Source organism: Brevibacillus sp. HB2.2 (assembly GCF_013284275.1).
GTDB classification, from domain to species: domain Bacteria; phylum Bacillota; class Bacilli; order Brevibacillales; family Brevibacillaceae; genus Brevibacillus; species Brevibacillus brevis_D.
The window spans coordinates 81,634-106,906 of record NZ_JABSUV010000018.1 but is presented as its reverse complement, the minus strand read 5'-3'; the positions used below and the strand labels follow the sequence as shown (position 1 = coordinate 106,906).

The 25,273-nt window shown below is 46.1% G+C and carries 24 protein-coding genes and 2 pseudogenes; 9 read left to right on the top strand and 17 right to left on the bottom strand.

Translation table 11 applies throughout. The features are described from left to right. Positions 1–269 precede the first annotated feature (269 nt). On the top strand, positions 270–1,004 hold the full coding sequence (locus HP401_RS14965; RefSeq protein ID WP_173605557.1) for an SDR family NAD(P)-dependent oxidoreductase: 735 nt from the start codon (positions 270–272) through the stop codon (positions 1,002–1,004). A 19-nt stretch (positions 1,005–1,023) separates the two neighbouring features. Here the strand turns inward: HP401_RS14965 and HP401_RS14960 are convergent, their stop codons facing one another. Together HP401_RS14960 and fmdA are read right to left on the bottom strand one after the other, a co-directional pair. Then, on the bottom strand, positions 1,024–1,335 hold the full coding sequence (locus HP401_RS14960; RefSeq protein WP_173605556.1) for an FmdB family zinc ribbon protein: 312 nt from the start codon (positions 1,333–1,335) through the stop codon (positions 1,024–1,026). Between the two features lie 36 nt (positions 1,336–1,371). Next, the gene (gene fmdA, locus HP401_RS14955) at positions 1,372–2,553 is read right to left on the bottom strand and encodes a formamidase (protein ID WP_087348179.1); all 1,182 of its coding nucleotides are present in this window, start codon (positions 2,551–2,553) and stop codon (positions 1,372–1,374) included. A gap of 325 nt (positions 2,554–2,878) precedes the next feature. On the opposite strand from fmdA, the gene HP401_RS14950 reads away from it, so the two are divergent. Continuing rightward, positions 2,879–4,156 (top strand): sigma-54 interaction domain-containing protein, encoded by a 1,278-nt coding sequence (locus HP401_RS14950; RefSeq protein ID WP_173605555.1) that lies wholly within the window; start codon positions 2,879–2,881, stop codon positions 4,154–4,156. A 55-nt stretch (positions 4,157–4,211) separates the two neighbouring features. On the opposite strand, the gene HP401_RS14945 is transcribed toward HP401_RS14950, so the two are convergent. Both HP401_RS14945 and HP401_RS14940 read right to left on the bottom strand, forming a co-directional pair. Continuing rightward, positions 4,212–5,129, bottom strand: coding sequence for a phosphotransferase (locus HP401_RS14945; protein WP_173605554.1), 918 nt, complete (start codon positions 5,127–5,129; stop codon positions 4,212–4,214). Positions 5,130–5,181: 52 nt separating this feature from the next. Further along, positions 5,182–5,817, bottom strand: coding sequence for a helix-turn-helix transcriptional regulator (locus HP401_RS14940; protein WP_173605553.1), 636 nt, complete (start codon positions 5,815–5,817; stop codon positions 5,182–5,184). Positions 5,818–6,038: 221 nt separating this feature from the next. Between HP401_RS14940 and murB the strand changes: the two are divergent. The 3 genes and pseudogenes from murB (at position 6,039) to HP401_RS14925 (ending at position 8,648) form a co-directional block, all read left to right on the top strand. After that, positions 6,039–6,893 (top strand): annotated as a pseudogene (gene murB, locus HP401_RS14935) (UDP-N-acetylmuramate dehydrogenase). A gap of 23 nt (positions 6,894–6,916) precedes the next feature. Then, positions 6,917–7,270 carry a HesB/IscA family protein gene (locus HP401_RS14930; protein WP_173605552.1) on the top strand — a complete coding sequence of 118 codons (354 nt, stop codon included), beginning with the start codon at positions 6,917–6,919 and terminating at the stop codon, positions 7,268–7,270. A 187-nt stretch (positions 7,271–7,457) separates the two neighbouring features. Beyond that, positions 7,458–8,648 carry a multidrug effflux MFS transporter gene (locus tag HP401_RS14925; protein ID WP_173605551.1) on the top strand — a complete coding sequence of 397 codons (1,191 nt, stop codon included), beginning with the start codon at positions 7,458–7,460 and terminating at the stop codon, positions 8,646–8,648. 80 nt (positions 8,649–8,728) lie between these two features. Here the strand turns inward: HP401_RS14925 and HP401_RS14920 are convergent, their stop codons facing one another. From HP401_RS14920 to HP401_RS14905, 4 genes are all read right to left on the bottom strand, one after another. Next, complete coding sequence (locus tag HP401_RS14920; protein ID WP_173605550.1) at positions 8,729–10,744, bottom strand: endonuclease MutS2; 2,016 nt, start codon at positions 10,742–10,744, stop codon at positions 8,729–8,731. Between the two features lie 362 nt (positions 10,745–11,106). Further along, positions 11,107–11,577 (bottom strand): macro domain-containing protein, encoded by a 471-nt coding sequence (locus HP401_RS14915; protein WP_173605549.1) that lies wholly within the window; start codon positions 11,575–11,577, stop codon positions 11,107–11,109. Positions 11,578–11,594: 17 nt separating this feature from the next. Then, positions 11,595–11,981 carry a hypothetical protein gene (locus tag HP401_RS14910; RefSeq protein ID WP_173605548.1) on the bottom strand — a complete coding sequence of 129 codons (387 nt, stop codon included), beginning with the start codon at positions 11,979–11,981 and terminating at the stop codon, positions 11,595–11,597. Between the two features lie 22 nt (positions 11,982–12,003). Then, positions 12,004–12,567: a putative glycolipid-binding domain-containing protein gene (locus HP401_RS14905; protein ID WP_173605547.1), complete on the bottom strand. Its 564-nt coding sequence runs from the start codon at positions 12,565–12,567 to the stop codon at positions 12,004–12,006. 155 nt (positions 12,568–12,722) lie between these two features. On the opposite strand from HP401_RS14905, the gene HP401_RS14900 reads away from it, so the two are divergent. Continuing rightward, the gene (locus HP401_RS14900) at positions 12,723–14,183 is read left to right on the top strand and encodes a flavin monoamine oxidase family protein (protein WP_173605546.1); all 1,461 of its coding nucleotides are present in this window, start codon (positions 12,723–12,725) and stop codon (positions 14,181–14,183) included. A 50-nt stretch (positions 14,184–14,233) separates the two neighbouring features. On the opposite strand, the gene HP401_RS14895 is transcribed toward HP401_RS14900, so the two are convergent. The 4 genes and pseudogenes from HP401_RS14895 to HP401_RS14880 form a co-directional block, all read right to left on the bottom strand. Next, on the bottom strand, positions 14,234–14,815 hold the full coding sequence (locus tag HP401_RS14895) for a GNAT family N-acetyltransferase (protein ID WP_173605545.1): 582 nt from the start codon (positions 14,813–14,815) through the stop codon (positions 14,234–14,236). A gap of 47 nt (positions 14,816–14,862) precedes the next feature. Beyond that, a complete protein-coding gene (locus tag HP401_RS14890) occupies positions 14,863–15,450 on the bottom strand; it encodes a DUF3238 domain-containing protein (RefSeq protein WP_173605544.1) in 588 nt (195 codons plus the stop codon). Between the two features lie 194 nt (positions 15,451–15,644). Further along, positions 15,645–15,689, bottom strand: a pseudogene (locus HP401_RS35710) (SEC-C metal-binding domain-containing protein); the annotation flags it as partial. Between the two features lie 64 nt (positions 15,690–15,753). Next, the gene (locus tag HP401_RS14880; RefSeq protein ID WP_173605543.1) at positions 15,754–16,188 is read right to left on the bottom strand and encodes a hypothetical protein; all 435 of its coding nucleotides are present in this window, start codon (positions 16,186–16,188) and stop codon (positions 15,754–15,756) included. Between the two features lie 428 nt (positions 16,189–16,616). Between HP401_RS14880 and HP401_RS14875 the strand changes: the two genes are divergently transcribed. Next, positions 16,617–17,210, top strand: coding sequence for an AAA family ATPase (locus HP401_RS14875; protein ID WP_173605542.1), 594 nt, complete (start codon positions 16,617–16,619; stop codon positions 17,208–17,210). A gap of 4 nt (positions 17,211–17,214) precedes the next feature. Here the strand turns inward: HP401_RS14875 and HP401_RS14870 are convergent, their stop codons facing one another. The 3 genes from HP401_RS14870 to hutG form a co-directional block, all read right to left on the bottom strand. After that, a complete protein-coding gene (locus tag HP401_RS14870) occupies positions 17,215–18,789 on the bottom strand; it encodes an FAD-dependent oxidoreductase (RefSeq protein WP_173605541.1) in 1,575 nt (524 codons plus the stop codon). 457 nt (positions 18,790–19,246) lie between these two features. Next, positions 19,247–20,434 carry a sodium/glutamate symporter gene (gene gltS / locus HP401_RS14865; protein WP_173605540.1) on the bottom strand — a complete coding sequence of 396 codons (1,188 nt, stop codon included), beginning with the start codon at positions 20,432–20,434 and terminating at the stop codon, positions 19,247–19,249. Between the two features lie 12 nt (positions 20,435–20,446). Next, a complete protein-coding gene (gene hutG / locus HP401_RS14860) occupies positions 20,447–21,412 on the bottom strand; it encodes a formimidoylglutamase (protein WP_173605539.1) in 966 nt (321 codons plus the stop codon). Between the two features lie 110 nt (positions 21,413–21,522). Between hutG and HP401_RS14855 the strand changes: the two genes are divergently transcribed. Beyond that, positions 21,523–22,413, top strand: a complete 891-nt coding sequence (locus HP401_RS14855; RefSeq protein WP_173605538.1) for a LysR family transcriptional regulator — start codon at positions 21,523–21,525, stop codon at positions 22,411–22,413. 40 nt (positions 22,414–22,453) lie between these two features. On the opposite strand, the gene HP401_RS14850 is transcribed toward HP401_RS14855, so the two are convergent. Then, the gene (locus HP401_RS14850) at positions 22,454–23,572 is read right to left on the bottom strand and encodes a hypothetical protein (RefSeq protein ID WP_173605537.1); all 1,119 of its coding nucleotides are present in this window, start codon (positions 23,570–23,572) and stop codon (positions 22,454–22,456) included. A gap of 151 nt (positions 23,573–23,723) precedes the next feature. Here HP401_RS14850 and HP401_RS14845 point away from each other — a divergent pair, with 151 nt between their 5' ends. Next, positions 23,724–23,948 carry a PLDc N-terminal domain-containing protein gene (locus HP401_RS14845; RefSeq protein ID WP_015892232.1) on the top strand — a complete coding sequence of 75 codons (225 nt, stop codon included), beginning with the start codon at positions 23,724–23,726 and terminating at the stop codon, positions 23,946–23,948. A gap of 133 nt (positions 23,949–24,081) precedes the next feature. On the opposite strand, the gene HP401_RS14840 is transcribed toward HP401_RS14845, so the two are convergent. After that, a complete protein-coding gene (locus HP401_RS14840; protein WP_173605536.1) occupies positions 24,082–25,248 on the bottom strand; it encodes a cytochrome P450 in 1,167 nt (388 codons plus the stop codon). Between the last annotated feature and the right edge of the window lie 25 nt (positions 25,249–25,273).

Genomic DNA, 25,273 nt, shown 5'->3' with positions numbered 1-25,273 from the left:
CCTCTTGAATCATGATGCAGCAATTGATAACAATTCTCACCAATTTTACGAGAGACTTGGCAAAACTGCAATTCCACTTGAGAGAGAAAAAGCAAAAAAAACGCCAAACGATCATCAAGATGACCACTCGACGTTTTCTTTTTCCACGTAAGCTATTCTCATAACACTCTTTGTAGACAAATATTTCTGAATGATCGTATATTTTAACAAAGCATCTCATATTTTCTACCTATGTTTCTACGAAAACACAAACAGAAAGAGGTACAGGTATGCTGAGCAATCAAAAAGTAATCGTAACAGGAGCAGCTTCTGGGATCGGGAAAGCCATAGTGATGCACTGCTTGCAAGAAGGGGCCGCTGTCATCGCGTGTGACCTCAATCAGGAAGCTTTGCTGGCACTGGAAGAAGAGATGGATCGAGCAGAAAGACTACATACGTATTGTGTGGATGTTAGCAAATATGAGGAGGTCGCGGCTTTTTTTGCGCATATCGAGGCAGAGCATGCGGATTGTACCAGTCTCGTCAATAACGCAGGCATTTACCTGGCGAAAAACATTCTGGACTACGACCTCGACACAATTGAAAAAGTGCTCGCGATTAACGTAAAAGGTAGCATTTATTTCTCACAGATGTTCGGAAAGCTCCTTTTTCCTGCCCAAAAACGAGGAACGATCGTCAACCTGTCCTCTGTATCCGGAATCGAGGGCAGCTCGGATGCAGTCTATGGAACCTCGAAGGCGGCCATTCTCGGCTTGACGAAAAGCTGCGCAATGAACTTCGCTCCCTACATCCGGGTCAATGCGGTAGCACCCACTATGGTTGCTACACCGATGATGGACACCATTCCAGAATGGCGTCGGGCAGAATATCTCGCTCACGGCCTCATCGACAGCCCTGTAATGCCAGCGGACGTGGCAGATACCGTCGTTTTCCTGTTATCGGAGAAGTCCAAACACTACACCGGAGCGACTTTTGACATCAACAACGGCGGATATCTGCGGTAATAGCATGGCAAAGGGGCGTTTAATGCCCTACCATCCAAGGGCGTTTGCCCCCACGACTGTGAGAATGTCCCCGATGTGTCTGGCTACTGTGGCTATGGCTGCACCCTGCTCCTTCATGAGAATGCGAATGCTTCCGTACCACTTTTGGTTCCACACCACGCTCAATACGTTGTCGCAGCGCTTGCGGTGTCATGATCAATCCTGGTGCGGCATACAAACGCTTTGACGGTAGCCGGCAGTTGGGGCACGCAATGCTATCTGTAAGCTCGCTCATCTTCAGCCATTGTACAAATGGACCACATTCCTCGCACATGTAATCATATCTCGGCATCGTATTTGGCTCCCTCTTTCGCGTTCTTTTTCCTGGCTACTTCGGCAAAATATCTCGATCAAAAATGCTTGTCGGGATAGACAAGGTGCAGCACGCATTCGGAATATCGACGATTCCCGCAATTCTTCCCTCCACCGGCGCTGTTCCCAGCAGCATGTACGCCTGCTCCCCCGTGAAGCCCATCGCCGTTTTCAAATACTCGATGGCATTCAGGCAAGCATTGCGGTAAGCCACATGCGCATCCATGTACAGCTGCTGCCCTGTCGTCTCGTGGACGGAAATCCCTTCGAAAACGAGGTATTCTGTATAGCGAGGTTCTACTGGACCCGGCTTGAATACAGGGTTGTTCACGATGTTATACTTCGCCATCCCGCCCTTGATGATGTCCACATGAAGATCCAGCCACCCAGCCATTTCGATTCCGCCACAGAAGGTCACTTCTCCGTCTCCTTGTGAAAAATGCAAATCGCCCATGGACAGCTTCGCCCCATTTACATAAACCGGGAAGTAAATACGAGTGCCTTTGGACAAGTTTTTGATATCGCAGTTACCGCCATGCTCGCGAGGAGGGACAGTCCGAGCCGCTTCTCTGGCAATCCGATCAAACTCCGCTCCTTTTAGACTACCCAACACGGCACTGTGCGGAGTCGGCAAATTCGCGAGTGGCGGCATTCGTTCAGGATTTGTCGCTACAAGGTCGCTCTCTCTTCGGTTCCAGCGATCCAATAGCTGGTGGGAAGGTGCGGTACCAATCAAGCCTGGATGAAGAATGCCGGCAAATTTGACTCCTGGCAAATGGCGGGAGGTCGTGTAAATGCCGTGGAAGTCCCAGATCGACTTGGCCGCTTGGGAATAATGATCAACGAGGAAGCTCCCGCCGTTTTCTTTGGCGAAAATCCCGTTAAAGCCCCATTCCGATTGGGGAAGTGCCCCGATATCGAGAATATCGACAACCAAGAGGTCGCCTGGCTCTGCTCCATTCACCCAGACAGGTCCACTAAGGACATGGACGCGATTGAGGTTCACATCGCGAATATCGGAAGGGTCATCGTTGTTCGCGATCTGCCCGTCCGTCCAGTCCTTACATTCCATGCGAAAAACAGCTCCCGGATTCACGGAAACGGTTGCTGGAATGTCTGGATGCCATCTGTTATGACCAGGTGTATCCTGCTCCTCCATCGGTTTGTTCAAGTCAACTCGAAATAAAACTTCTGGCATGCTGCTTCCCCCTCACTTGTTCGAAATGGCATATGCGTACATACACAAAAAGAAGCAAAAGACATGCCAATGCTTGCTGGCCCCGATAAAAATTTAATCGTACCGATTCTTTTGGCTATTTTCTCCTGTATACTTATGACAAAGAGCTTGTCGCAAAACAGGTCATGCAGTTGATCTGCCCTTGACCAGAAAACTCCCTCTTCTCTTGTATCGCTTTCGTCTTTGTGTGTCGTTTGTTTCACGCTTCCTTGTCGGACACCTGTCCCACGATCGAACAAACAAACTATAACCAAGAAAGGGTGCGAGAACGATTTTTGAAGCCGGCATGCTGCTCTCGTCTTTCGGTTCTTCCTCCGTAATCGAGCGTTCCCAACATCGCGCGATCTCTCATTCTGTTCCCAATTGGAAGAGTCTTCTTTTCGCATGGGCGGAAAATAGCCAAGAATGCCTCATCGCCCTCAGTGACGAGCGCAGCGTACTTTTTGCTAACAAGCGGGCAAAGGAACGCTTTTCGTTAGTGGAAGGCCTTGTGCTCGAGGCGGATTGGGAACAAGAACACTTACCCAATTGGTATGTAGAGGAACTCGATCTGGGGGAAAAGACGTGGTATCGCCTCTTTTTGATTCGCCCAAGTACGTCAACCTTGTCAAAGAATACTAGCAGCTATTCGTTTTCAGAGATACATACGAATAGCCCCCTCTATCAAGCTCAACTGCATACAGCACGTATTGCTGCACAGTCGCTATCGAATACGTTATTGCTCGGAGAAACAGGCTGTGGCAAAGAAGTCCTGGCGCGAGCCATCCATTCCTCCAGTTCGCGAAAAGACGGCCCTTTTCTTGCAGTCAATATCGCAGCACTTCCACGCGAACTGATCGCCAGTGAGCTATTTGGATACGCAGAAGGAGCTTTTACGGGAGCAAAAAAAGGAGGACAGCCAGGAAAATTTGAAGCCGCAAATGGAGGAACGCTCTTTCTCGATGAAATCGGGGAAATGAGCTTGGAGCTTCAAGTGCTTTTGTTGCGGGTACTCGAAGAACGCAAAGTGACGAGGTTGGGTTCCCACGAAGAAAAGCCCTTGGACATTCGTGTGATCGCTGCCACCAATCGTTCCATTGAAGAAGATGTACAGAATGGTCTGTTTCGTGCAGACCTTTACTACCGGCTAAATATCCTGCAAATACGCATCCCTCCTCTGCGCGAACGCAAAGAAGACATTGCAGCCTTGGCTAACGAGTTCCTCCAGCAGCTTCATACCCAATACGCTGGCGGTCCGACAGGTATCTGTGAATCTGCCCTAGCGATCTTGCAGCAGCATTCATGGCCCGGAAATATCCGTGAGCTGCGCAATATCGTGGAGCGAGCATTTTTACATGCGTACGGTGATCCGTGGGTCACCTCTCACCATCTCCCAAGCGAATGGCAGCAGCAATATAGTCTGCAAGAAGCATCCAGCGAACCTTTGCCATTATTGCGCGAATTAGAGCGACAGACAATCCAGCAAGCCATCACAGAAGCTCCATCTATCAGCGCCGCTGCCAAAAAGCTAGGTATTGCGCGAAGTACTCTGTATCGAAAAATGGAAGAGTTAGGAATCGGATAAGAAAATCGGGGGATGAGCGTAAGCCGCTTTTCCCCCGAAATCGTTTACTGATGCTCTATTCGTCAGCGAGTGCTCGCCGTATCGTCATTCTTGCTTCCTCTGCTACTACCTCATCCTTATGATCAATGGCTTGCATCCAAAGCAGCATCGGAATGTACACCGCCATCATCCTGGCCAATATTTTTGTCTCTTCATCCACTTCTCCATACTCTTGAAAAAACGATTGGCGGGCATGTGGCGGTAAAAAACTGTAGACCACATTTAAATCCGCTCCTGGATGACCCACATTGAGATCTCCCCAGTCAATAATGCCTGATATCTGCCCGGCTTCATCTACCAGCATATTTTTCACATGGAGGTCTCCGTGCAGCAGCACTTCACGCGGACTTATTCGGTCTATCACGACTTGTCCTAAATAATTAGCGATCGCATCCCGATCTTCTCCAGAAATATGCACAGCCAAGGTAGACAAGAACGTCTGCATTTTTTCTTTTCTCTGTGCAATGTCCAGAAGGTTCCTATGATCTTGCTCGATCCCGTTCTCGCGGGCACGCTGGGGCAAAAACGCGTGCAAGCTTTTTAAAAACGTCGCGAGGGCCACTGCCGATGAAGCGCGCTGCTCGTCGGTCAAGCCCTTTGGAAACGTTCCTGGAAGATACGTGTACCCCAAAAAAGGGAATGGGTAGTCGTTGGTTGGTTCCCCATAAAAAATTGGCTTCGGATACGGTATCGTCAGGAATGCCGCAAGCATTGGCAGCAGCATCCCTTCCTTTTTGATCAATTCCACAGCGACATTCCGCCTGGGAAAACGGAAAACAAAATCGTCCCCCACTCGAAAGACCATGTTATCCCACCCACAGCCGATCAGCTTGATGGGCATAGAGGAGAGCTGCGGAAACTGACGGAGGATGAGTGCGCGTACCAATGGTTCAGATACTTCCCAGTCAGCATCCCATGGATTCGCGTTGGTCATTATTTTCGTTCCCTCCCCTTCGTCGTTTCATCTGCCGTGATAATGCTTACAGCTACGATTGTGTAGCACGAATCTGATAGACACATCTCTTTCCGCCGATTGCCACGCATTCCGTCCGTTCTACGCTCGTTTGGAGTAATGCTCGGTAACAAGCAAGCTCTCTTGCACAAATCATCTGATACCGATCCGCTACTTTAAAATAGGGACAATTGTACTGCGTAATCACATATTCCTCATCACTGACCTGTTCCCATCTCGCCATAAATCCGTTGTCATCTTGGATGCGCGCCATCTCTGCCACCTTTTCAGATAGCGCTTTCCCTTCCATTTGTCCCTCGTATTTCTGGATAATCTTCTCTTGCTGTCTTGCAAAAAATTGATCCACGCGGTCTTCCCCGTCTGCCAGCACGATATGCTCCATCAAATCCACGGCCAATTGCCCGTAATCATTCGGAAATTGTTCGTTACCTTGCTGTGTCAACGAGTAGTAGTGCATGGGTCTGCCTGCTTTTTGACGACCTACTCTGCACACAACAAAACCGTCTTTTTCCAAGTAGATCATTTGTCTGCTGACAGCTACCTTTGTGAGCTCCAGCCTGTTTTGCAAATCCTTTGTGCTGAGCTCCCCTTCCCTTTTCAGCAGCAAAAGAATGTATTCACGTGTGGATAGGTGTCTATATCTCTCCATTTTCTCTTCGCCCCTTTATTTGGAAAAGAACGATACGCTCACAGTATATGTCCTTTGTATAACTAATTCAACAAACATGTTTATAAAGTGACATTCTTTGTTCATCGCGAAGGCTACGCAACTGCAATTTATTAAACATTTTAGTTGAATATATATAAAATTATTCCTATACTGTGATTGAAGTGCAAGGTGTTTTTTTCCAAGAAGGATAGGTGAAACAAATGAAACCTGTATTCTCCCTTCTCCGTGAACGACAGGTCGAAGTGACTTATCAAGAGCCTTTGGCGGCACATACTACCTGGAAAATTGGCGGACCTGCGGATTTACTGATTACGCCGAGCAGCAAATCCCAACTGATCATGGTCCTACAAATCCTGAATGAACATCATGTTCCATGGATGGTGATGGGAAAGGGCTCCAACCTTTTAGTCACAGACAAGGGGTACCGTGGCGCGGTTATCAAATTAAACAAAGCTTTGGACTATGCCCGAATCGTGGGAAATCAGATTTACGCAGGGGCTGGCTACTCCTTGATCAAGCTTGCAGCATTGGCAAACAAGCACAGGCTCAGTGGCTTGGAGTTCGCAGGTGGAATACCCGGGTAATCGGACATTTTCCATTCAGCTGAAGTAATCACGCAAACGGGAGCCATTCGCTCCTTGCGTGACGTAGATTTGGATTTTTCTTATCGCCACTCTTCCTTGCAAGATGCTAATGCGATTATCACGGAAGCCGTTTTTGAGCTGACTATGCGCGACAGCGAAAGCATCAAGCTCCAATGGAACCGCTATAAAGAAAAACGTTTACAAACACAGCCTCTGCCGTTCGACTGTGCGGGTAGTGTATTCAGAAATCCTCCGGGCCATTTTGCGGCAAAGCTCATTGAAGATGCTGGTCTTAAGGGCATGCGGTACGGAGGCGCGGAAGTATCGAGCAAACATGCTAATTTTATTATGAATACTGGCAATGCGACTGCACTTGATGTATGGACACTCATGAGGCAGATTCAGGAAAAGGTTCACAGCCAATCAGGCATTCACCTTGTACCTGAGGTTGTAATCGCAGGAGAAGAGTAAGCATAAAAAAGGGAGGTCTCACAATGATTCACATAAGCGAAGCTGCCGTCACTCGCCTTCAACATATGCTCGAACAAGAAAGCTCTACTCTCTTCATTCGTTTTGGCGTAAAGGACGGAGGGTGTTCCGGGATGACCTACGGACTCGGTTTTGATGATACGTATCAAGAAGGCGACACTACAATCGATATGGATAGTGTGAAGCTGGTCGTCAATCCGGAAAGCTATCCGTATGTCGATGGCGTCGAACTCGATTACAAAGAGACCGGAATGATGGGTGGATTTACGATCCAAAACCCCCATGCAATTGCAACCTGCGGCTGCGGAAGCAGCTTCCGTACAGCCCTACAGCGTGGAAAAAGAGAAAAGTGTGAATAAACCACCAGACGAAAATGACTTGTCACCGATTCCCAATGAATGCTATTCTATTGAAAAATTTCCCCCTATTCATTATGTAAGGTGACAATATGCTTTCATTTTCCCGATTGATAAAATGTAAACCCCCTATCCCGTAATCTCCCTCCTACGCTGTTTGAGATTTTCGGAATATAGGGGGAACGGACAAGTGAATAGAAAAATCTCAACACCATCTTTACTACTGTTGATTATCCTGGTGGGTTTTCCGCAAATTAGCGAAACGATCTACACACCTTCGTTACCTGATATCGCCAATAGCCTTCATGCCAGTAACAATATGATCCAACTGACACTCAGTATTTACTTCCTCGGCTTTGCCTTTGGTGTATTTTGCTGGGGAAGACTCTCTGACTCTATCGGTCGACGCCCTGCCATGCTCTGGGGAATTTTCGTTTACGGACTTGGCAGCTTGGGTTGCTACCTCTCCGATTCGGCTGACTGGTTGTTATGGAGTCGGTTCATCCAAGCTTTCGGTGCGAGTGCAGGATCGGTGGTGACCCAAACCATCCTAAGAGAGAGTACCGATACCACCACGCGGCATGCTGTTTTTGCTCAGATTTCCGCTGCTCTCGCTTTTACGCCTGCAATTGGCCCCTTAATCGGTGGTTGGGTGGATCAATCCTTTGGCTATCAGGCTGTCTTCTTCACGCTGATCGCAATGAGCGTAGTGATTTTTGCTTACGCATTTGTATCGTTGCCTGAGACCAAAACGTCTACAGCTTCAAAGATAAGCACGCTAGCTGTAGCCAAACGCCTTTTTACGGACAAAAGGATTTGGGCTTTTGGCTTCTTAATCGGAGCGACAAATGGCATGTTGTTCAGTTACTATGCCGAAGCGCCATTTATTTTCATTGGTTTTTTCGGCATGACGCCTGGTCTGTTTGGGTTATTGGGTATTTTCGTAGCTTTGGCCTCTGTGATCGGGGCAATGCTCTCGAAAAAACTGCTAACCAAATACCCGGCTGAGAGCCTAATTCTAATCGGCTCGCTGGTAACAACGTTTGGGGCAGTATGCCTTACAAGCTTCACTTTGTATGGCGCGAGTCCTTCCGTTGTCTCGATGGTGATCATGGTAGCCTCTCTCTTTACCCTTTTGCTGGGGATTGGGATCGCGATTCCAAACTGCCTGAGTTTAGCTCTTGTCCACTACGGTGATGTACTCGGAACTGCTGGCGCTATTTTTGGTTTGAGCTACTATCTCATCGTCAGTCTCATCACAAGTGGCATGAGTTATTTTCATAACGGCTCGTTGGTCACCATGCCTATCTACTTCTTGCTATTGGCGATCATGATGGTGCTTGTAAGTAAACAAATAACGATTAGCCATACAGCCAAATAGCCTATTCGCTCTGTTCAGCAACTTCAACATCAAAAAAGCCGATTCTCTCTTAGAGAAAATCGGCTTTTTGTCCATACTCGTCACTCCTCCCGCTTCGTCTCGATCGCTAGTCCTTCGACATGCTTGCGACTCATCATTTTACGTTTCTTCCGGTTCTCTTTTGTCTCGAAAACAATGTCCATGTCATAATCCGCCGGATACAGCTCTTTGCCCTCAATATGCAAGACGAGGCGCTTTTTGTTGATTTTATATTTCTGATTTTGAATCATGACACCAACGATACCCTTGGAGTCCTCCGCACTAAACACGATGCCGATTCTCCCCAGATAGGAGATGAATACACAATCACCAACAGCAAATGGTTTGTCACGCTTTGGCGTGGCTGATGTGACTACGGCTTCTTCTGAAATCTCCCGTGGAAGCTCCTCTCGTCTTTCCTCTTCCACTTCTACTTCCACTTCTTCTGACTTTTCTATTACTCGTGTCTCCACATAGCTTGGAGCCTTATCCGCTTCCTGCTCGATGTCTTGGTATGGTTCCAGCCTTACCATAGTGGTAGTCGTCGTCATGAACCCATTCCGAGTAATTTCCCGAGAACGCTGAATCATCTCAGACGGGATACCCAGCTTCAATGCGATCAGGAATGCGTAGCTCTGGCCAGCTTCTCCGATTCGCAAGCGATACAGTGGCTGCAAGGTCTCCTCGTCAAATTCCATTCGTGCATTTTGGAACCCGGCAGTTGCGGAGGCAAAATTTTTAATTTCGTTAAAATGTGTATTCACGATCACCGTCGCACCTCTTCGGTGCAGCTCTTCCAAAATTGCAATCGACAAGGCGACTCCTTCTCCTGGGTCTGTACCCGTTGCCATCTCATCAATCAAGACGAGAGTCGAGGCGTCTGTAATCTTCAAGATTTCCAGGACGTTATGAATATGCGCCGAAAACGTGCTTAACGCTTGCTCGATGCTCTGCCCATCGCCAATATCTACCGCGATGTTGCGGAAAATGGAGAAATGACTGCCTTCCTGTACGGGTACGAGCAAACCCGACTGGACCATCATGGTTAACAGTCCGATCGTTTTTAACGTCAATGTTTTTCCGCCTGTATTGGGACCTGTAATAATCAGCGATTTGTACTCTCGACCAATCTTCATATGCAGCGGCACCATTTTCGGGCCGAGTAGCGGATGCCGTGCTTCCTTGACATCGAGGATCCCTTTTTCGTTTAGTTCGACATTCGCGCCTCCGATTGCCAATGCGTACTTCGCTTTTGCGAAAAGAAAGTCATACATTCCAACGGTCTCGACATTCACGGTGAGTTCATGGGTGTATTCTTCTGCGAACGCGGACAATTGCATCAGTACTTTTGTTACTTCACGTTCTTCCTCTGCCTTGAGTGCTGTCAGCTCGAACTGTACGCTGCTGATCTCCGTCGGTTCCATATAGACGGTTTGACCGCTCGCTGATTCATCTAAGACACTGCCAGCCACTTGCTTGCGATGTTCTTTTTTGATGGGGATGACATAACGTCCATTGCGTGTACTAATCACATTTTCTTGCATGATCGAACGATATTTGTTCACGATCGAATCCAGTTGTCTTTTCAGGCGCTCTTCAAATACGACAATGCGTTTACGCACCTTCAACAAGTCTTTGCTGGCCGAATCGACAACTTGCCCATGACGGATGCATTGTTCGATTTCGTTCCTCAATTTTGTGGCGTCGTACATCGATGCTGCATAGGTGCTTACCCGTGGCGCCAATTGTGCTTTTGTCGCCATGTACTTCATTAGTTGTGAGCAACTTGTTAGGAACAAGTACAGATTTGTAAAATCGTTTACGCCAAAGACATATCCCGTCCCCAAGAGGGAAAGTATCTTCTCCATCCCTTCCAGCGCGGGAATTGGTACACTGGCTCCGTTTTGCAGGATGTTCTTGGCTTCTGCTGTTTCGTCCAGCTTACTACGCACTACTTTGGCAGAGTCTATCGGCATCATTTGTTCTACATGCTTTTTCCCTGCGTACGATAAGGCGTATTCCATTACCTTTTCTTTGATCTTGTCGTATTCGAGACGCTGTAATGCTTTTTCATTCATGGCTGATTTCTCCTTTTTCATGGAAAATAAAAAAGGGCGAAGAATGAACAAATGTCATTCTCCGCCCTTTTTTTGGGATACCTAAACAAAACGCAACCAAATAAAAAACCGCGCTGAACACAGCACGGATTTTGGGCGCAATGATAGGATTTTCACCTAAGGCATTGTATGATATCCGTTGTTCTTAACTAATTCCAAGGCCGATTATCACCCAGCACAAAGAAACTTTGCTACTTGGCAAAATTTCAAAGGTTGAATCAAGACCTTTTGTATGGAATTGCTTTAGTTAAGAACGACCGCCGACATCAACATCTCTCCCTAGATATGGTTCTTTTTACTATAGCGCATGTGATACTCTGGCGTCAATCCGCTTCGAATTTGTACAGCTTCACACCATAACCAGTAAAAATCTCGTCAAGCTGCTTACTCACCACATCCCAGTCCCCGCCTGCTAATCCGCAGCCGATCCCGTATGGTATGGCGATAGTCAGATTTTCTTTTTTCGCGAGGGAGAGAACTTCTTCCAACCCTTTTTGCAGCATGTCATATTTCGTGTAGACTCCTTTTTTCCCATAACCGAGCTGTGCGAAAAGGTTGGCAATGTACTTCCCTTCCCCAACCTGGCAAAGCAGCACTTGTCCAAGGAGATCACCACGTGCATCCGCATACTGCTCGCAATGCCGCTTATATTCCGTATAAACACTTGGATATTTGGCTCTTATTTGCTTGGCAAGCCCTGCTCCCATCACGCCCATGCAATTGACCTGCTGAACGATGATATTTTCCGTAGTTTCCAAAATGTTGCCTGACACGATTTGTACCCATTCATTCATGACGCTTACTCCTTTCCTTACGCTACATGTAGGGCTTTCCTTTTACGCTTTAAGAAGTGCAGGCATACAAAATAGAGCAAAGATGCTACTACGCCCAGGACATAAAACTTGGGAAGCAGCGTAAAGGTATGCATAACGATGAAGAAAAGCATCATGGTTGCGATGATTCCAGCCACGATGTACAGCAATGCTTCTAGGAGGAAAAGGAGACTTCCCTTCTTCCTTGGTAATCGCTTCATAATCCAATCTATAACGATAGATTGCGGAATCCCTAACAGAAATACCGTCGGGAACGTAAACATCGCAACGAAAAGAACCGAGGATCGATCCTGAAAATACAGAAGCGCAGCCCCAAACGTAAATAAAAAGCTGGCCAGTATACCCGCAATAAACCTTTCAGCCATGCGGAACCATCCCTCCTTTTTCCTACACCTGCTCACGTGTAAACAGGTCTGGATAGTTTAGAACCAACCCGTTTGTATCAACCGTCATGTTTTCCACGAATGTTCCTGCCCGATATTGATAGACAGACGAGTTCTCTTTGCTTTCTAGCAGCGTATATTGTTGCTGGACTTGCCTATACATCAGCTCATGGGCTGAGAAATAGACTACCTGAATAGACTGTGGTTCCCCCGGAGAATACGACAAACGCCGGATTGGCAGTGTATTTGTGAAAGGTGTACAAGAAATATCGATATCGATACAGCCAACGAGCTCAGGAATGGGCTCACCCATCTCGTTTGTCCAATTTCCCTTGCCATCCGATGAGAGATGCAAAGCTCCTTCTTCACCCACAATCGCCAGGGAAACCTCTCGCGTGGCCCAATTTGAATCCAGGACCATTTCATATTGGATTCTGGTAAGGGTAGCGTCATCCAGCCTCCCGATCACCATGCTATTTACGTGGATTCTGTTCGACCCCTCCCGTATTCTCAAGTGCTCATATCCGACACCTGTCGCCGGTTTCCAGATAACATTCGTTGGTAACACGCGAAGCCCTCCGATCATTTGTTCCCCTTTTCTCTATCCTATCATTTCTTGGATGAAAATGGTAGAGCCCTGTATGATCGGCTTACACAACGCATACCTGCGTCATCCATGGAATAGGATTATAGTACCGGAAAAGAATGGAAAGGAGACAATCGATGGGTAATCCCTCCTTCTCCTTAACACAACCTGACATGCTGTCCATTATTCGCAACGGTCTCCCAAAAACCCACTCTCCCCTCCATATCATCATCGTTGGGGCTGGAATGGCTGGTCTTGTTTCCGCCTCGTTGCTTAAAGCAGCAGGGCACAACGTAACGATTTTGGAAGCTGCGGACCGGATAGGCGGGAGAGTTTTCACACTGCGCTCTCCTTTTACCCATGGGCATTATCTAGAAGCTGGGGCCATGCGTATTCCTCATACGCACGAACTTACTCTAGCATACGTGAGGAAATTCTCTCTTCCCCTTCATCCATTTGTCAACAGCTCTTCCAACGACATCCTCTCCATAAATGGCATCAAAACAAGACGTTGGATCTATGAACGCAATCCTGACATCCTCCGCTTCCCTGTAGCCCCACATGAAAAAGGTCGTACTTTCAATGAGTTAGCCAGTCAGTCCGTTAAGTCTGTCATCGACTTCATCAAACTCGATCCAGCGAAGAATTGGCCCATCGTCGTCCAAAAATACGATCGTTTTTCCATGGATCAATTCTTGCGCTTCAATCCTGTTGGCCCTTCCTTATCCGCCCCCGCTATCGATATGATCAAGGTCATGACTGGCTTCGAGGGTTTTCCTGAGCTCGCTTTTCCCGAAATTTTACGAGACTTCATCCTGTTCGATCCTTCTACACGTTTTTATGAAATAACAGGGGGATTTGACCAGCTACCACAGGCATTTCTTCCACAATTACAGGCCCACATATACTTCCGGCATAAAATGACGCGAATCGTCCAGACGGGAAAGCAAATGACCATTTCTGGCGTTCGTACCGACACAGACGAACGATTTCAGATGACCGGTGACATCACGATTATTACCATCCCTTTTACTGTCTTGCAGTTTGTTCAGGTCGAACCGTACGACCTGTTTTCCTATCAAAAATGGGATGCTATTCGTCAGCTCCACTATGTTTCCTCCACCAAAATAGGTGTTCAGTTTTCTCAGCGCTTCTGGGAAGCACAGGGAATAAGGAGCGGACAAACCGTAACGGATTCACCTATTCGTCTCTCTTACTTTCCCAGCCACGGGTTTGATCAGCCCGGAGGTGTCGTATTGGTTAGTTACACATGGGAGGATGATGCTCTGCCATGGCTCAGCATGTCGAAAGAGGAACAAGTGCTGCAAGCGGTAAAGCATCTGGCTGACATTCATGGGGAGCAGGTGTACAAAACCTTCGTTACGGGGGTCACACATAATTGGGCGTTGCAGCCTTATGCTGCTGGTGCCTTTGCCTTTTTCAAACCGTTGCAGGAGACGGAATTAACTCCCTACATTGGTTCGCCTGAAGGAAAAATTTACTTTGCCGGGGAGCACACCTCGAATGAACATCATGGCTGGATTCAAGGGGCGATTGAGTCTGCTGTGCGCGTGGCTGTAAAGGTGGGTAGAAAATAAGCGGAGGTCTGTACGATGAAAATTTCGTACATTCCCCCGCTACTTATCGATTACGATTCTTTTAACGAATTCCATTCATATTCTTTTCGAAGCAACGCCAGCTTCATAAGATCAATGTACATCCCATTTTCAAATTCCGTTTCTCGATGGATTCCTTCCACTTGAAAGCCAAACTTCTGGAGCAAATGGATCGATGCCGTATTTCGGGTATCTGCGTCCGCTTCTATTCTGTTTAGATGCATATGAGAAAACCCGTACGCGATAATTGGCCGCAGTGCTTCCGACATGATCCCCTTATTCCACCACGAAAAATTCAGATCATACCCGATCTCTGCTTTGTTATGTATAGCATGATAATGTTTATAGCCGCAGCTGCCAAGAAATTTTCCAGTAGAACGATCCGTGACCGCCCACCTGATTCCCTGCTTTTGTTCAAATAAGTCTCGATACCATCGAAGTTCATTTTCAGCATCTGCGATCGATTGAAACCTCGCGATCCCTACATATCTCGCCACATCTTCATGTGACAACACTTCAAAAATATCTTCGATGTCTTGTTGATCAGGTTGGCGAAGGATCAATCTGTCTGTTTCGATGATAGGGAATTGATCGAACATCGTCGGGTTACTCACTATTAGAACCTCCTCAAAAACGTATGATGAGAAATTTTTGGTGCCTACTACAGTATCTTACGAAAATGATATTCCATTTCTCCACCCAAGGCTGCCAGAGTATCACCTGTTTCACGGAAATCATGGGTATAAATCGTTTCAAACGGCCCAAAATCCGTTTGCTTATAAAACTCAAAGCAAGGGAAGCCATCATGCGCTCCTTCAATCTGCACAAGACCATCCCTTTTCGCTGTTACCGACAATAAGTAGTCAACCGGTGGCGCATGCTCATTCAGGGGATTACTCGCGCTTGCGCTCATTTCAAAGCTCACTTCTTCATCCGTTTTCCATACCATATTCCTGCACAAAATGCCCTCCGTACTCGCTTTTCCCTTTCGCAGCTGAATCGAGCCATCAGGATTCGTGATTTTCTCTGTTGTGATTCCCGTATTCTGATAAGTAAAAATTTCTTTTTTCATAAAGTCTACGACAACCTCTTGCTCCACTCTGGAACGCATGGTGTTAACCGCATACGGGGTAAATTCACGCGAATCGCCTTCGAATTGAATGATTCTTCCTGTTTGCGGATCAGTCCTTGGTTCCGTCCATGATAAGGGGATAAATACACTTGCCCTGATTTTGATCAGGTTCACCATACTTTGACACCTCCATGTGTGATTGTTCTTCTAAGACAAATATGTTTACCAAAAACTAATACGCCATGAGCAACGCTTTTCTACAATGATCCTGGTTTAATTTACGCACGAATAACTCACAGATGATAGTCCCAAAATGGTATAGAGTTTTAGACCGAAACCCCTTATGGTGCAAGAGGTCCCGGTCTTCTAAATCACCAGGTAATTTTAAATTTCTTTCCGGATCCACAGAAACATCTACGATTTAATTGTCCTTACGCACTAACAGTGAGCAACATTCCACATGACTGGACAGATTGGGCTTCATTTTCGTAAGGCGAGCTTCTTTTTACCAACCGATCTTACATTTGCTGAATTCCGTTGGACTGTCTTCCGTCGGTTTACCCTATTCCTAGACCCCGGCCCTCGAAGGATTGCAATTACACTTGAAGCGGAGACTCCAGGAAAAGAAGGGAGTGCAGCGGTGACGATAACTGCTCTGAATCCAGGTTGATCAGGGTTGATAAACGATCTAAATTTTGCCGTAAAATTTCCTTTGGCGTCTGTAATAGTAAAGGCAGGGATTACGACACCAAAAGTATTTTCGGTTGCAAAAACGACTACGATCCCTGCTTTAGGACGTCCGTTCACCTTGACTTGTCCCGAGAGATTCGATGTTTCCCCGGCTACGATTATGGTTGGTACGGCGATCATGGTCATCGTAGCTTTTTTTCGTTTTGTTCCCTTTATTGAACTCATACCTCAACACCTCCATTAACAGTTATGGTATTACAGCATTACCATATGAAAATGGGGGGAGGTTTGTCTGTGCGAATGGAGAGATGTTTGCAGGAAATGCTAGCTCTCTCCGCTTAGAGCAGATGCATCTTGGCTTCGCCTCGTCCCACTGCTCTTGTCATTGTTTCCAGCCTAATCAGAATGTCATCTATTGATTCTCTATTTGCAAATCAGTCATTCCCCACGCAAAAAATAGGACCTATCACGATAAAGTTCCCCTTATTTTCGTGTGACTGTACTTCCTTTTTCGACACGCAGAAATATTATCCTATTTGTGCCTCGTTTTCTAAATCGCGTTTTCACGACTGCCATGATATGATTCAAAAAGCTAAGAATAATCCAATGTTTTCCATATATGAACTCACATAACATCAAATAAGTAAGGTGGGATGATGATGCAAGAGAATGCCAATGTTCACGCTCCAAACAGATGTATTTTTCTCGTTACCGGGATTATGGCTTCGGGAAAATCAACAGTAGCTCAGTTACTTGCTGAAAAGCTGAATCGAGGCGTTCATCTGCGAGGTGATTCGTTCCGACGAATGATTGTAAATGGCAGAGAGGAATATATGCCCGAACCGTCAGAAGAAGCCATTCGTCAGTTGTGGTTGCGCTACAAAATAACAGCCTCTACGGCAGACACTTTTTTTGAAGAAGGATTTAATGTCGTTGTACAGGATGTTGTGATTGGCCCCTTTTTAGGCGAATTTGTTGAAATGATTCAAAACCGTCCGTTGTATGTGGTAGTACTCACGCCAAATGAAAAAGCGGTTGAAGAAAGAGAAGCTTCCCGTCCAAAAACAGGGTATGGTGCTTGGACGATTTCCCACCTGAATAATATCTTGCAGACCGAGACACCAAAGCTCGGCATGTGGATCGATTCTTCCGAGCAGACGCCTCAGGAAACTGTCGAGGAAATCTTACTCTCCGTGAAAAAACCTGAGTTCGGTAAAATCCCGAACTCAGGCAACCAGATCGTCTAACTTCTTACACTGCGTACATGGTTGGCCAGAAGTACTCTACGCCTTCCGCGTACAAGAACGCTTGGAACTTTTTCAGCTCATCGGGAGTGTTACGGACAGCGCGAGGAGTCAGGCCATGTTGCAAGCAATAAGCTGTCAAATAACCAGCTACCTCACCGACGTTCCACTCTACTGGGTGGAGACGGAAGCATCCATTTGTAATATGCGTAACCCCAAGATTTTTGCCCGCTGGCAGCAAGTTATTTACACGAACAGGGATTAGGCTGCCCAACGGAATTTGGAACGGATAGGTAGACACATCGACGTAATTGCGGTTCGCTGTGCTCGGATGCAGGTCGATTCGGTAGCTACCGACACCAACAGAATCTTCGAAGGCTTCTGCTTTGCCTGTTTTGCGGACAAATGCGCTCACATGTTGCTCCAATACGGTGAATTCCGCTTTGATCCGGCGGGATTCACGAATATAAGGATACATGGCCAGTCCATCCTCTGTTCCCATTACATCCTTGCGCAGTCGCAGTCCTGGATACCCTTGTCCGCCATCTGGGCGAGGAGCCTCTGTTTGCATCCAATACAGAAGGGAGAGACTCAACTGTTTACCGCCGTAAAGGTGACGCTGACGCTCTTCCTCTGACACATCAATGATCGAGCCGAGCCAGTAATCATTTTGCGGCCAGTTCACAGTCGTTACGCCACTCTTGTACAATCCGGTTTGGAAGTTCTTCGGATCAGCAATCTGACGATACGTGAAGAGTGGAAAATACTTAGTACCCGGAAACAGCTCATATCGTACAGATTCAGCAGTATTTCGCGGGTTGGAGCCTGTCCAGCTAAGCAGCTTGTCCGGCCAAAAATCTGCTTTGTAGTTTCTCCAGAAGTCATACGTTTCCGGCTTGGCAATTGTATGATCTTCTCCTTCCAAATAATCCATGGCAAAGCAATACGTAAATGCCTGAATATCATTTGGCTGCGGCGGCCCGACAACAGCATTTGGCTCCCCTGTTTGATCCACTGATTCAGCGCCAAGTACGTATTCTACGCCGGCTTGCGGGAGTACATCTCCACATTCTGTCGCGTCCAAGAAATAAGGTGCTACCAGTTCATGAAAATCATGATGCTTCTGATCTTCTACTGTGATCGACAGTACGTTATCTCCAGCCATGCGAACGGCATGCAGCTTGTGATTCGTCAGAATAGTAAGTCTACCGCTGTTAATATAAGGAGCAAGCATCTGATAAAAAACAGCTAGCGCAACTTTTGGTTCGTGGCAAAGGCGACTTACCGAACCATTACCAGGATCAAGATTCGGGATGACGCGGGCTTCTGCCGTCATTGGATAGTGGTTACGATAATAATCACGCACGCTGTCACGGAATGTGCGATAGCTGCGCGTGCAACCGAATTGTTCGATCCATGGATGCTCATCTGGCGGTACTGCTTGGCTCGTAAATTGACCCCCAATCCAGTCAGTTTCTTCCGTCATAATAACTGATTTTCCTGATTTCGCTGCTGCCAGTGCTGCTGCGCAGCCACCAGTACCTCCCCCAATAATTACCACATCAGCATGAAGTTCTCTCATTCTACTTCCCTCCACATTCTCTACTTTTTGGTTGTTCCTTCCAGATTGTACGCAAAAATTGACAAAAGGTTACAATTTTCTCAAAAAAACAAAATTATATTTTTCATCGGCTTCTACTTGTGCAAACTTTGATTCTGCATTCGTGCCTCAAATTTGCCTAGGAGTTGCTGCCCCTTTTCATCCCCTTCCTGCTGTCTCTTACCAAGCCAGCATTCTACATCTCTACCCTGAAACTTGTATCGTTGGGTGAGATTTCCTTTGCAAAGTTATCCAAAATAAGAACGTACGTTCTTATATAAATATATACGAACACGATGCGAACAGTCAAGAAATTATTTCCTTTTTTCTCTATTATTTGTAAATCTCTAAACGGTTGAGAGTAAGCCAAAGTAATTGTAAGCACAAAAAATCCCTCCAGCTTGACTTTCTCCAGCATGAAGGGATGTTTAAATCGTCTTTATTTAAACAAATTAATCGTAGTAATAATGATTGGCATCGCGAACACGTCAATCAGAAAGGCACCTACGATCGGAACGACCAAGTACGCTTTTCGCGAAGGACCAAATCGTCCCGTTACGGCCGCCATATTCGCCATTGCGTTCGGAGTAGCGCCCAAACCATGCCCTGTAAAGCCTGCGACCATGACTGCGGCGTCGTAGTTTTTGCCAAGTAAACGGAACAGAACGAAAATCCCAAACAAGACGATGAAAACTACTTGAACAAATACGATTACGAGCATTGGAAGCGCTAGATCGGCAACTTCCCACAGCTTGATGCTCATCAGTGCCATGGACAGGAAGATTCCGAGTGTCACGTCACTGATCAGGTTGATGCTCTTCATGTCGATTACCTTTGGATTGAGCTTGTCTACGATATTACGGACAATCACCGCTACAAACATCGCTCCCACATAACCTGGTAAAACAAATCCGGATGCAGTAGAGAACAGCTCTCCCAAATACGTTCCCAATGCCATACAGAACGTAATCAACAGGACTTGGATGAAGAAGGTATTCGAGTGAATCGGTTGTCCTTTTTCTTCTACTGTCTCTACTACTTCTTCCGTTTCCGTCGGTTTCAGATCATGTTTGGCAATTAAATATTTCACAGTCGGTCCGCCAACCAAGCCCCCTGCTACGAGACCAAAGGTAGCTGCTGCGATCCCAATCGCCAACGCAGATTGAATGCCCATATCCTCAAGCGTTTGTCCAAAAGCACCAGCCGCTCCATGTCCACCTTCCATGGAGACAGCCCCAGCCATCATCCCGATCAATGGATGAATACCGAACACGGAAGCTAAAGACACACCGATTACGTTTTGGGCCAAAGCCAGAAATCCACAGGCGATCCAGTAAATAACGAGCAGCTTACCACCAAGCTTGATCAGCTTAAAGCTCGCTCCCAATCCAACCGTAGTAAAAAACGTGAGCATGAACAAGCTTTGCAAGGAAGTATCCAATGTAATTTGTAAAATTCCGGTCGCTTTCAATGCCGTTGCAATGATAGCGAACAACAAGCCCCCAACCACTGGTGCCGGGATACAAAATTTTTGCAAGAAGCTAGCCTTTTTTACGAGAAATGTACCTAATACGAGAAGTGCTACTGCGAGAAAAATCGTCGTTACTTGATTAAGTGCTAACGTCATAGTTGTCTCCCCTTAGTTCTCTAGTAATCCCATGATGGCTTCATTCGTCAAGTAAGCACCTAACTTTACTGTTCTTCCGTTTTCATCTAAAACCGGATTCACTTCACAAATATCAAAAGAAAGCGTTTTCTTATGAGCGGCAACGGTACGGATCAAAGTGCGAACAACCATCGGTGTTAAGCCGAAAGGAGATGGAGCACTTACTCCCGGTGCAAAAGCTGCGTTTAAAACATCTGTACACAACGTCAGCATGACATGATCGTGCTTTTCGATGAATTCGCTTACAGATAAACAAATTTCATCCATTCGTGCGTCTGTCATCTCTTCTTCATACACATAGCGCACACCAAGCTCATCTGCTTTATCAAATAGCTCCTGTGTATTTCCGAAGCGTTGAATCCCCAGCACATAATAGCTGCTATTTTTGTCATGCTCTAGTATTTGCCGAAACATCGTCCCTGATGAAGGCTGAACTTCATAGGAACGCAAATCGAAATGAGCGTCAATATTGATAATGCCCAGAGAAGCCTCTTTTCCAATATGCTTTCGGACACCAACGTAATGTCCATACAAGGTCTCATGGCCTCCGCCTAAAATAATGGGCGTCATGGCTTTGGAAAAGATCGCAGAGACGGCATTCCCCAACTCTTCCTGGGCAGCTTCTAGCTCTTCGTTTGGACAAGCAACATTCCCCACATCAACAAGCCTTTTTCCCTCCTCCACCTTCCAAGGAAGGCTTGCAAGCGCTTGCCGAATTGCGTTTGGAGCTTTGGCTGCACCTAATCGTCCTTGATTGCGCCTTACTCCCTCCTCGCATTCAAACCCAATGATAGCAACTGTACGATCCTTGGCAGCTTGCAATGTATCCAAGTCCGTTATTTCTACAATCTGATGGTAGCGAAAACTACTTCTTCTCTCCGTATGGTCAGTCCGGCCGGTCCACAAATCTGCTGATACATTCATTGGCAAGCTATTCACCCTTTCTGAACCTTTTGTTTATTGATTATATAATGACAAACTTATTATTTCTAATATATAATTTAAATAAATTGATAGCTTTAAGCTATAAATAAGGGTAGGCGATCCAGTTGGATATCAAACATTTGCACTATTTTGTGACAGTTTGCGATCAGTTGAGCTACTCCAAAGCCGCACAAAAACTGCATATTTCACAGCCTTCCTTAAGTAATGCGATCAAAAATCTGGAGCAAGAAGTCGGCTCTCCACTGCTCGAGAGAAACACGAGGAAAATGGAACTGACGGATGCTGGTAAAATCTTGTATCAGAAATCGTTGCTGCTTCTTTCCCAAATGAACATGCTGAAAAAAGAGATGGAAGAAGTGAAGCTGACCGGGAGCGGCGATCTCATCATCGGCATCATTGAATCCGTGAAGCATTGGATTCCAAAGGTCATTCGCGGATATCAGGGGCGCTTTCCCTCTATTAACATCAAGCTAATTGAGGTGCTAAGCGGGAAGGCTGTAAAGGAATCACTGCGGAAGTATCATACGCACTTGCTCATAACCAACCAATTCATCGATGAAGACGATATCGAATCCTTTCCTCTGTACGATGAGCGCTTAATGCTGGTGCTACACAAGGATCATGCGCTGGCGGAAAAAGAATCCGTTCGATTAAAAGACTTGGCTAATGAGCCATTCATCATTAGTACAGAGGGATTTCAGACGAGGGAGGATATTTTAACAGCCTTTTCGTTTGAACAAGTCAACCCGCAAATTAAATTTGAGATTGAGCGCTTTGAAACTGCGTTGACATTAGTGAGAGAGAATCTGGGGGTTACGATTATTCCGGAGAACTATTTGTCTGGATCAACAGATGCTTCGCTTGTTGGGAAAACGATTGATTCGCCTGCGTTGGAGCGGACGGTTTATTTGGCGTACTTGAAAAATCGTTATTTGGCCCCGGCGGTGCAAGCTTTTCTAGAGGAAGTTCGAGGGAAGTTTCCTTCCAAAACATAGCCAATACCCTCTCCATCACATAGAGGGTATTGGTGGGTTACTACCTTTGAGGAATCGTCAGCGTTAACTCTTCTTCCGTATTCTTCTGATAATCTTTCTTCCAGTAGAGAAGCTCAGTTTCACTCTTCCATTCGAGTGGGAAGTAGTCCGTGTGATCATCGGCTTGAAGCAGCTTTTTCTGCTTCATGGTAGCCAAATCATACAGCCATATGTCTTCTGTCTCTTCGTCTTCCATCCCGTATTTTTCTTTCGCAACTTTCCCACTTAATAAAGAAAATGCTGCCCATTTCGAATCTGGTGAGAAACGGAATTGGAAAATATAAGAGAAGGGCTCACTCATTTTATCGTTTGCTACCTGATAGATTTGTCCGCCGCGATGTCTGCTCGTTCCCGTATCCAATAGGAGATACTCAGAATCGGGAGACCATGTAAAGAAATAGCGGTCAATGACTGCCTCTTTTATTGGGGAGGGTGAATCGTTGCCAACCTTCCAAATGTATGCCTGACCTTCTTCAGTAGTTCCCTTATAATAGGCAACTGCTTGAAAGTTCGGTGACCATTTGGCGTGAAAGGTATCCTCGCCTGTATACAGCTTCTGCTCGATCTTGTCCATTTGCTGCCATGTTTCCGGACTCACCTGTATACTTTCGGCCTCCAAGGTTGTCTGTGGATAAGTAGCGGGATCAACAAGATTATAGTAATACGTGAAGCCATCTTTTCCATATACTTTTACATGATGAGTCGAACGTTCATAGTAGCGGGCGTTTCGGCGCTCCTCGTCCTTGTCGGGTAGGTAAAACGTGTATTCATCCTCCTTCCACTCCCCCTGATATGTTCCCCCTTTCACCTTTTCTATTTCACGGATTTTATGGAGTACTTGATAAGGAGACAGAGGTTCTTTTCGTTGTTCTTCCACTGGTTGGTTGGTAGGGACTGTTGTGTTTGGGCTAGAGGCTGGAATTGGTTCGGGTGTTGGTTCTTTCTCCGTTTCTTGAATGGGTGTAACGGATGGAATAGTGCTTGGTTTTGCTGTGGTCTCTGTTGTTTGGCCGGTGTTTTCCGATGTGATCGGTTTGGTCGGTTCCTGTTGACATCCGGTTACCAATGCGATCATGCCGAGCATCGAAAGCCATCTTCTCTTATTCGAAGTTTTTCTCAATGGTTAAGCGCCCCCAAGGATGGTAAGAAGTAGAAATAATACATTCCGATTATACCAATTTTTACGCGCATAGAATAAATTGCTTTCACAATTCGATCATCTTTTTATATAATTGGGAAATTCTTGAAAACATTCAAAAGCAGGTGATCCTTTGGTTAGTGTAGGCGATGCTCCTTCTACCTTTTTTGTGTTTCTCCCCGTCCTTCTCCTCTTATTTTTGAACGTGATTAATATTGTCATCAGCATTTGGGCATACCGTGATGCAAGGAGACGAGGGAATAGCAAGGAGTTCTCCATCATCGTGCTTATTGCTTTATTGTTTTTTCCGATTATTGGGTTGATTGTTTATTTGTTGATTCGGAAAGATAAGTTTTGAAAAGTAAGGAATTCTAATTTCCTTGCTTTTTTATTTTTCTCTTCGTACATCCCTCCACATCTGATTCTCCGAAATAAAAAAAGCAGTCAAACAGGAATCCCTTCCTGCTCAACTGCTTGATAAAAAAATTGGATTAGTCTCTCGTCACATTGAGGAGCAGATCGTTCTCGAATCCGCCGATTGAGATGTCAGAATAGCACTTGAGCATTTCTGTTAGCATCACCTTTGCTTCCAGTCTGGATAGAGGTGCTCCCAGGCATAAGTGGCAGCCTTTTCCAAAGGATAAATGCTTGTTGCTATTCGGTCGATGGATATCGAATTGATCTCCCTGTGCAAAGGTATTTTCATCACGATTGGCAGAACCGAGCCATGCCATGACAATCTCGCCTTTTTTCATCAGACTTCCGAACATATCCGTATCTTCTTGAACCTTGCGCATCAAAACCTGTGCTGGCGGACGGAAGCGTAACACTTCCTCGATCGCTTGATCTACCAGTTCCGGATTGTCTCTTAATTCACGATATACGCCTGGTCGATCCAGTAAAAAGCAGTAGAAAACACTGAACAAGAGCGTACTTGTCGTTACATTTCCTGCGAGCAGTAAGCTAATTGCAATATCAATAATCTCGCGGTCAGATAGTTTTTGGCCTTTATATTCTGTTTGCGTTAAATCGGAGAGAAAATCTTTTGCCGGGTTCTCTCTTTTTTCTTGAATGATCGGCGAGAGATAAACAGCCATTTCCTTCATAATTTCTTCTTTTTTAAGGGTAATATCCTCATACGTTTCGCGGGTCCCGGAAGTGATGAGAACATCGGACCATTGTTTGAACAGCATCCAATCACTGGACGGTACACCGAGCAAATCGGCAATGACAATCACCGGCATCGGGGTTGCGAGATCACCTAAAATTCTGATGCTTTGCTTTTCTTTTACTTCCTCCAGCAAATGACGTGAAATTTCTTGAATTCGCGGCTCCCACTCCTGAAGTGTTCTGGTTGAAAAGGCCTTTGTATAAAGCGCTCTCCTTTTTCCATGATCAGGCGGGTCCATCTCTGTGATGCCCTTTTCTTTCAATGCAAGGGAACCGGCGATTCGTTTGCCTGTATCGCTTGAAAAGAGATGGTAATCGGTCAGCACACGTTCTACATCCGGATAGAGAAATACGTTCCAAACCTGTTGCTTTTCATCGTAATGAACCGGGCTATTTTTTCTCATTTCCGCATACCAGCCATATGGTTCAAACTGTTGTTGCAGATTCTCGGCACCTGATATTTCATTAGGGAATACTATTTTATTCATTTCAATCACTCCTTATTTAAATAAG

Bases quoted from the DNA above. Each gene is read 5' to 3' on its own strand.
- HP401_RS14965 (WP_173605557.1), top strand. From the start codon at position 270: ATGCTGAGCAATCAAAAAGTAATCGTAACAGGAGCAGCTTCTGGGATC.
- HP401_RS14960 (WP_173605556.1), bottom strand. From the start codon at position 1,335: ATGCCGAGATATGATTACATGTGCGAGGAATGTGGTCCATTTGTACAA.
- fmdA (WP_087348179.1), bottom strand. From the start codon at position 2,553: ATGCCAGAAGTTTTATTTCGAGTTGACTTGAACAAACCGATGGAGGAG.
- HP401_RS14950 (WP_173605555.1), top strand. From the start codon at position 2,879: ATGCTGCTCTCGTCTTTCGGTTCTTCCTCCGTAATCGAGCGTTCCCAA.
- HP401_RS14945 (WP_173605554.1), bottom strand. From the start codon at position 5,129: ATGACCAACGCGAATCCATGGGATGCTGACTGGGAAGTATCTGAACCA.
- HP401_RS14940 (WP_173605553.1), bottom strand. From the start codon at position 5,817: ATGGAGAGATATAGACACCTATCCACACGTGAATACATTCTTTTGCTG.
- HP401_RS14930 (WP_173605552.1), top strand. From the start codon at position 6,917: ATGATTCACATAAGCGAAGCTGCCGTCACTCGCCTTCAACATATGCTC.
- HP401_RS14920 (WP_173605550.1), bottom strand. From the start codon at position 10,744: ATGAATGAAAAAGCATTACAGCGTCTCGAATACGACAAGATCAAAGAA.
- HP401_RS14915 (WP_173605549.1), bottom strand. From the start codon at position 11,577: ATGAATGAATGGGTACAAATCGTGTCAGGCAACATTTTGGAAACTACG.
- HP401_RS14910 (WP_173605548.1), bottom strand. From the start codon at position 11,981: ATGGCTGAAAGGTTTATTGCGGGTATACTGGCCAGCTTTTTATTTACG.
- HP401_RS14900 (WP_173605546.1), top strand. From the start codon at position 12,723: ATGGGTAATCCCTCCTTCTCCTTAACACAACCTGACATGCTGTCCATT.
- HP401_RS14890 (WP_173605544.1), bottom strand. From the start codon at position 15,450: ATGGTGAACCTGATCAAAATCAGGGCAAGTGTATTTATCCCCTTATCA.
- HP401_RS14880 (WP_173605543.1), bottom strand. From the start codon at position 16,188: ATGAGTTCAATAAAGGGAACAAAACGAAAAAAAGCTACGATGACCATG.
- HP401_RS14875 (WP_173605542.1), top strand. From the start codon at position 16,617: ATGATGATGCAAGAGAATGCCAATGTTCACGCTCCAAACAGATGTATT.
- HP401_RS14870 (WP_173605541.1), bottom strand. From the start codon at position 18,789: ATGAGAGAACTTCATGCTGATGTGGTAATTATTGGGGGAGGTACTGGT.
- gltS (WP_173605540.1), bottom strand. From the start codon at position 20,434: ATGACGTTAGCACTTAATCAAGTAACGACGATTTTTCTCGCAGTAGCA.
- HP401_RS14840 (WP_173605536.1), bottom strand. From the start codon at position 25,248: ATGAATAAAATAGTATTCCCTAATGAAATATCAGGTGCCGAGAATCTG.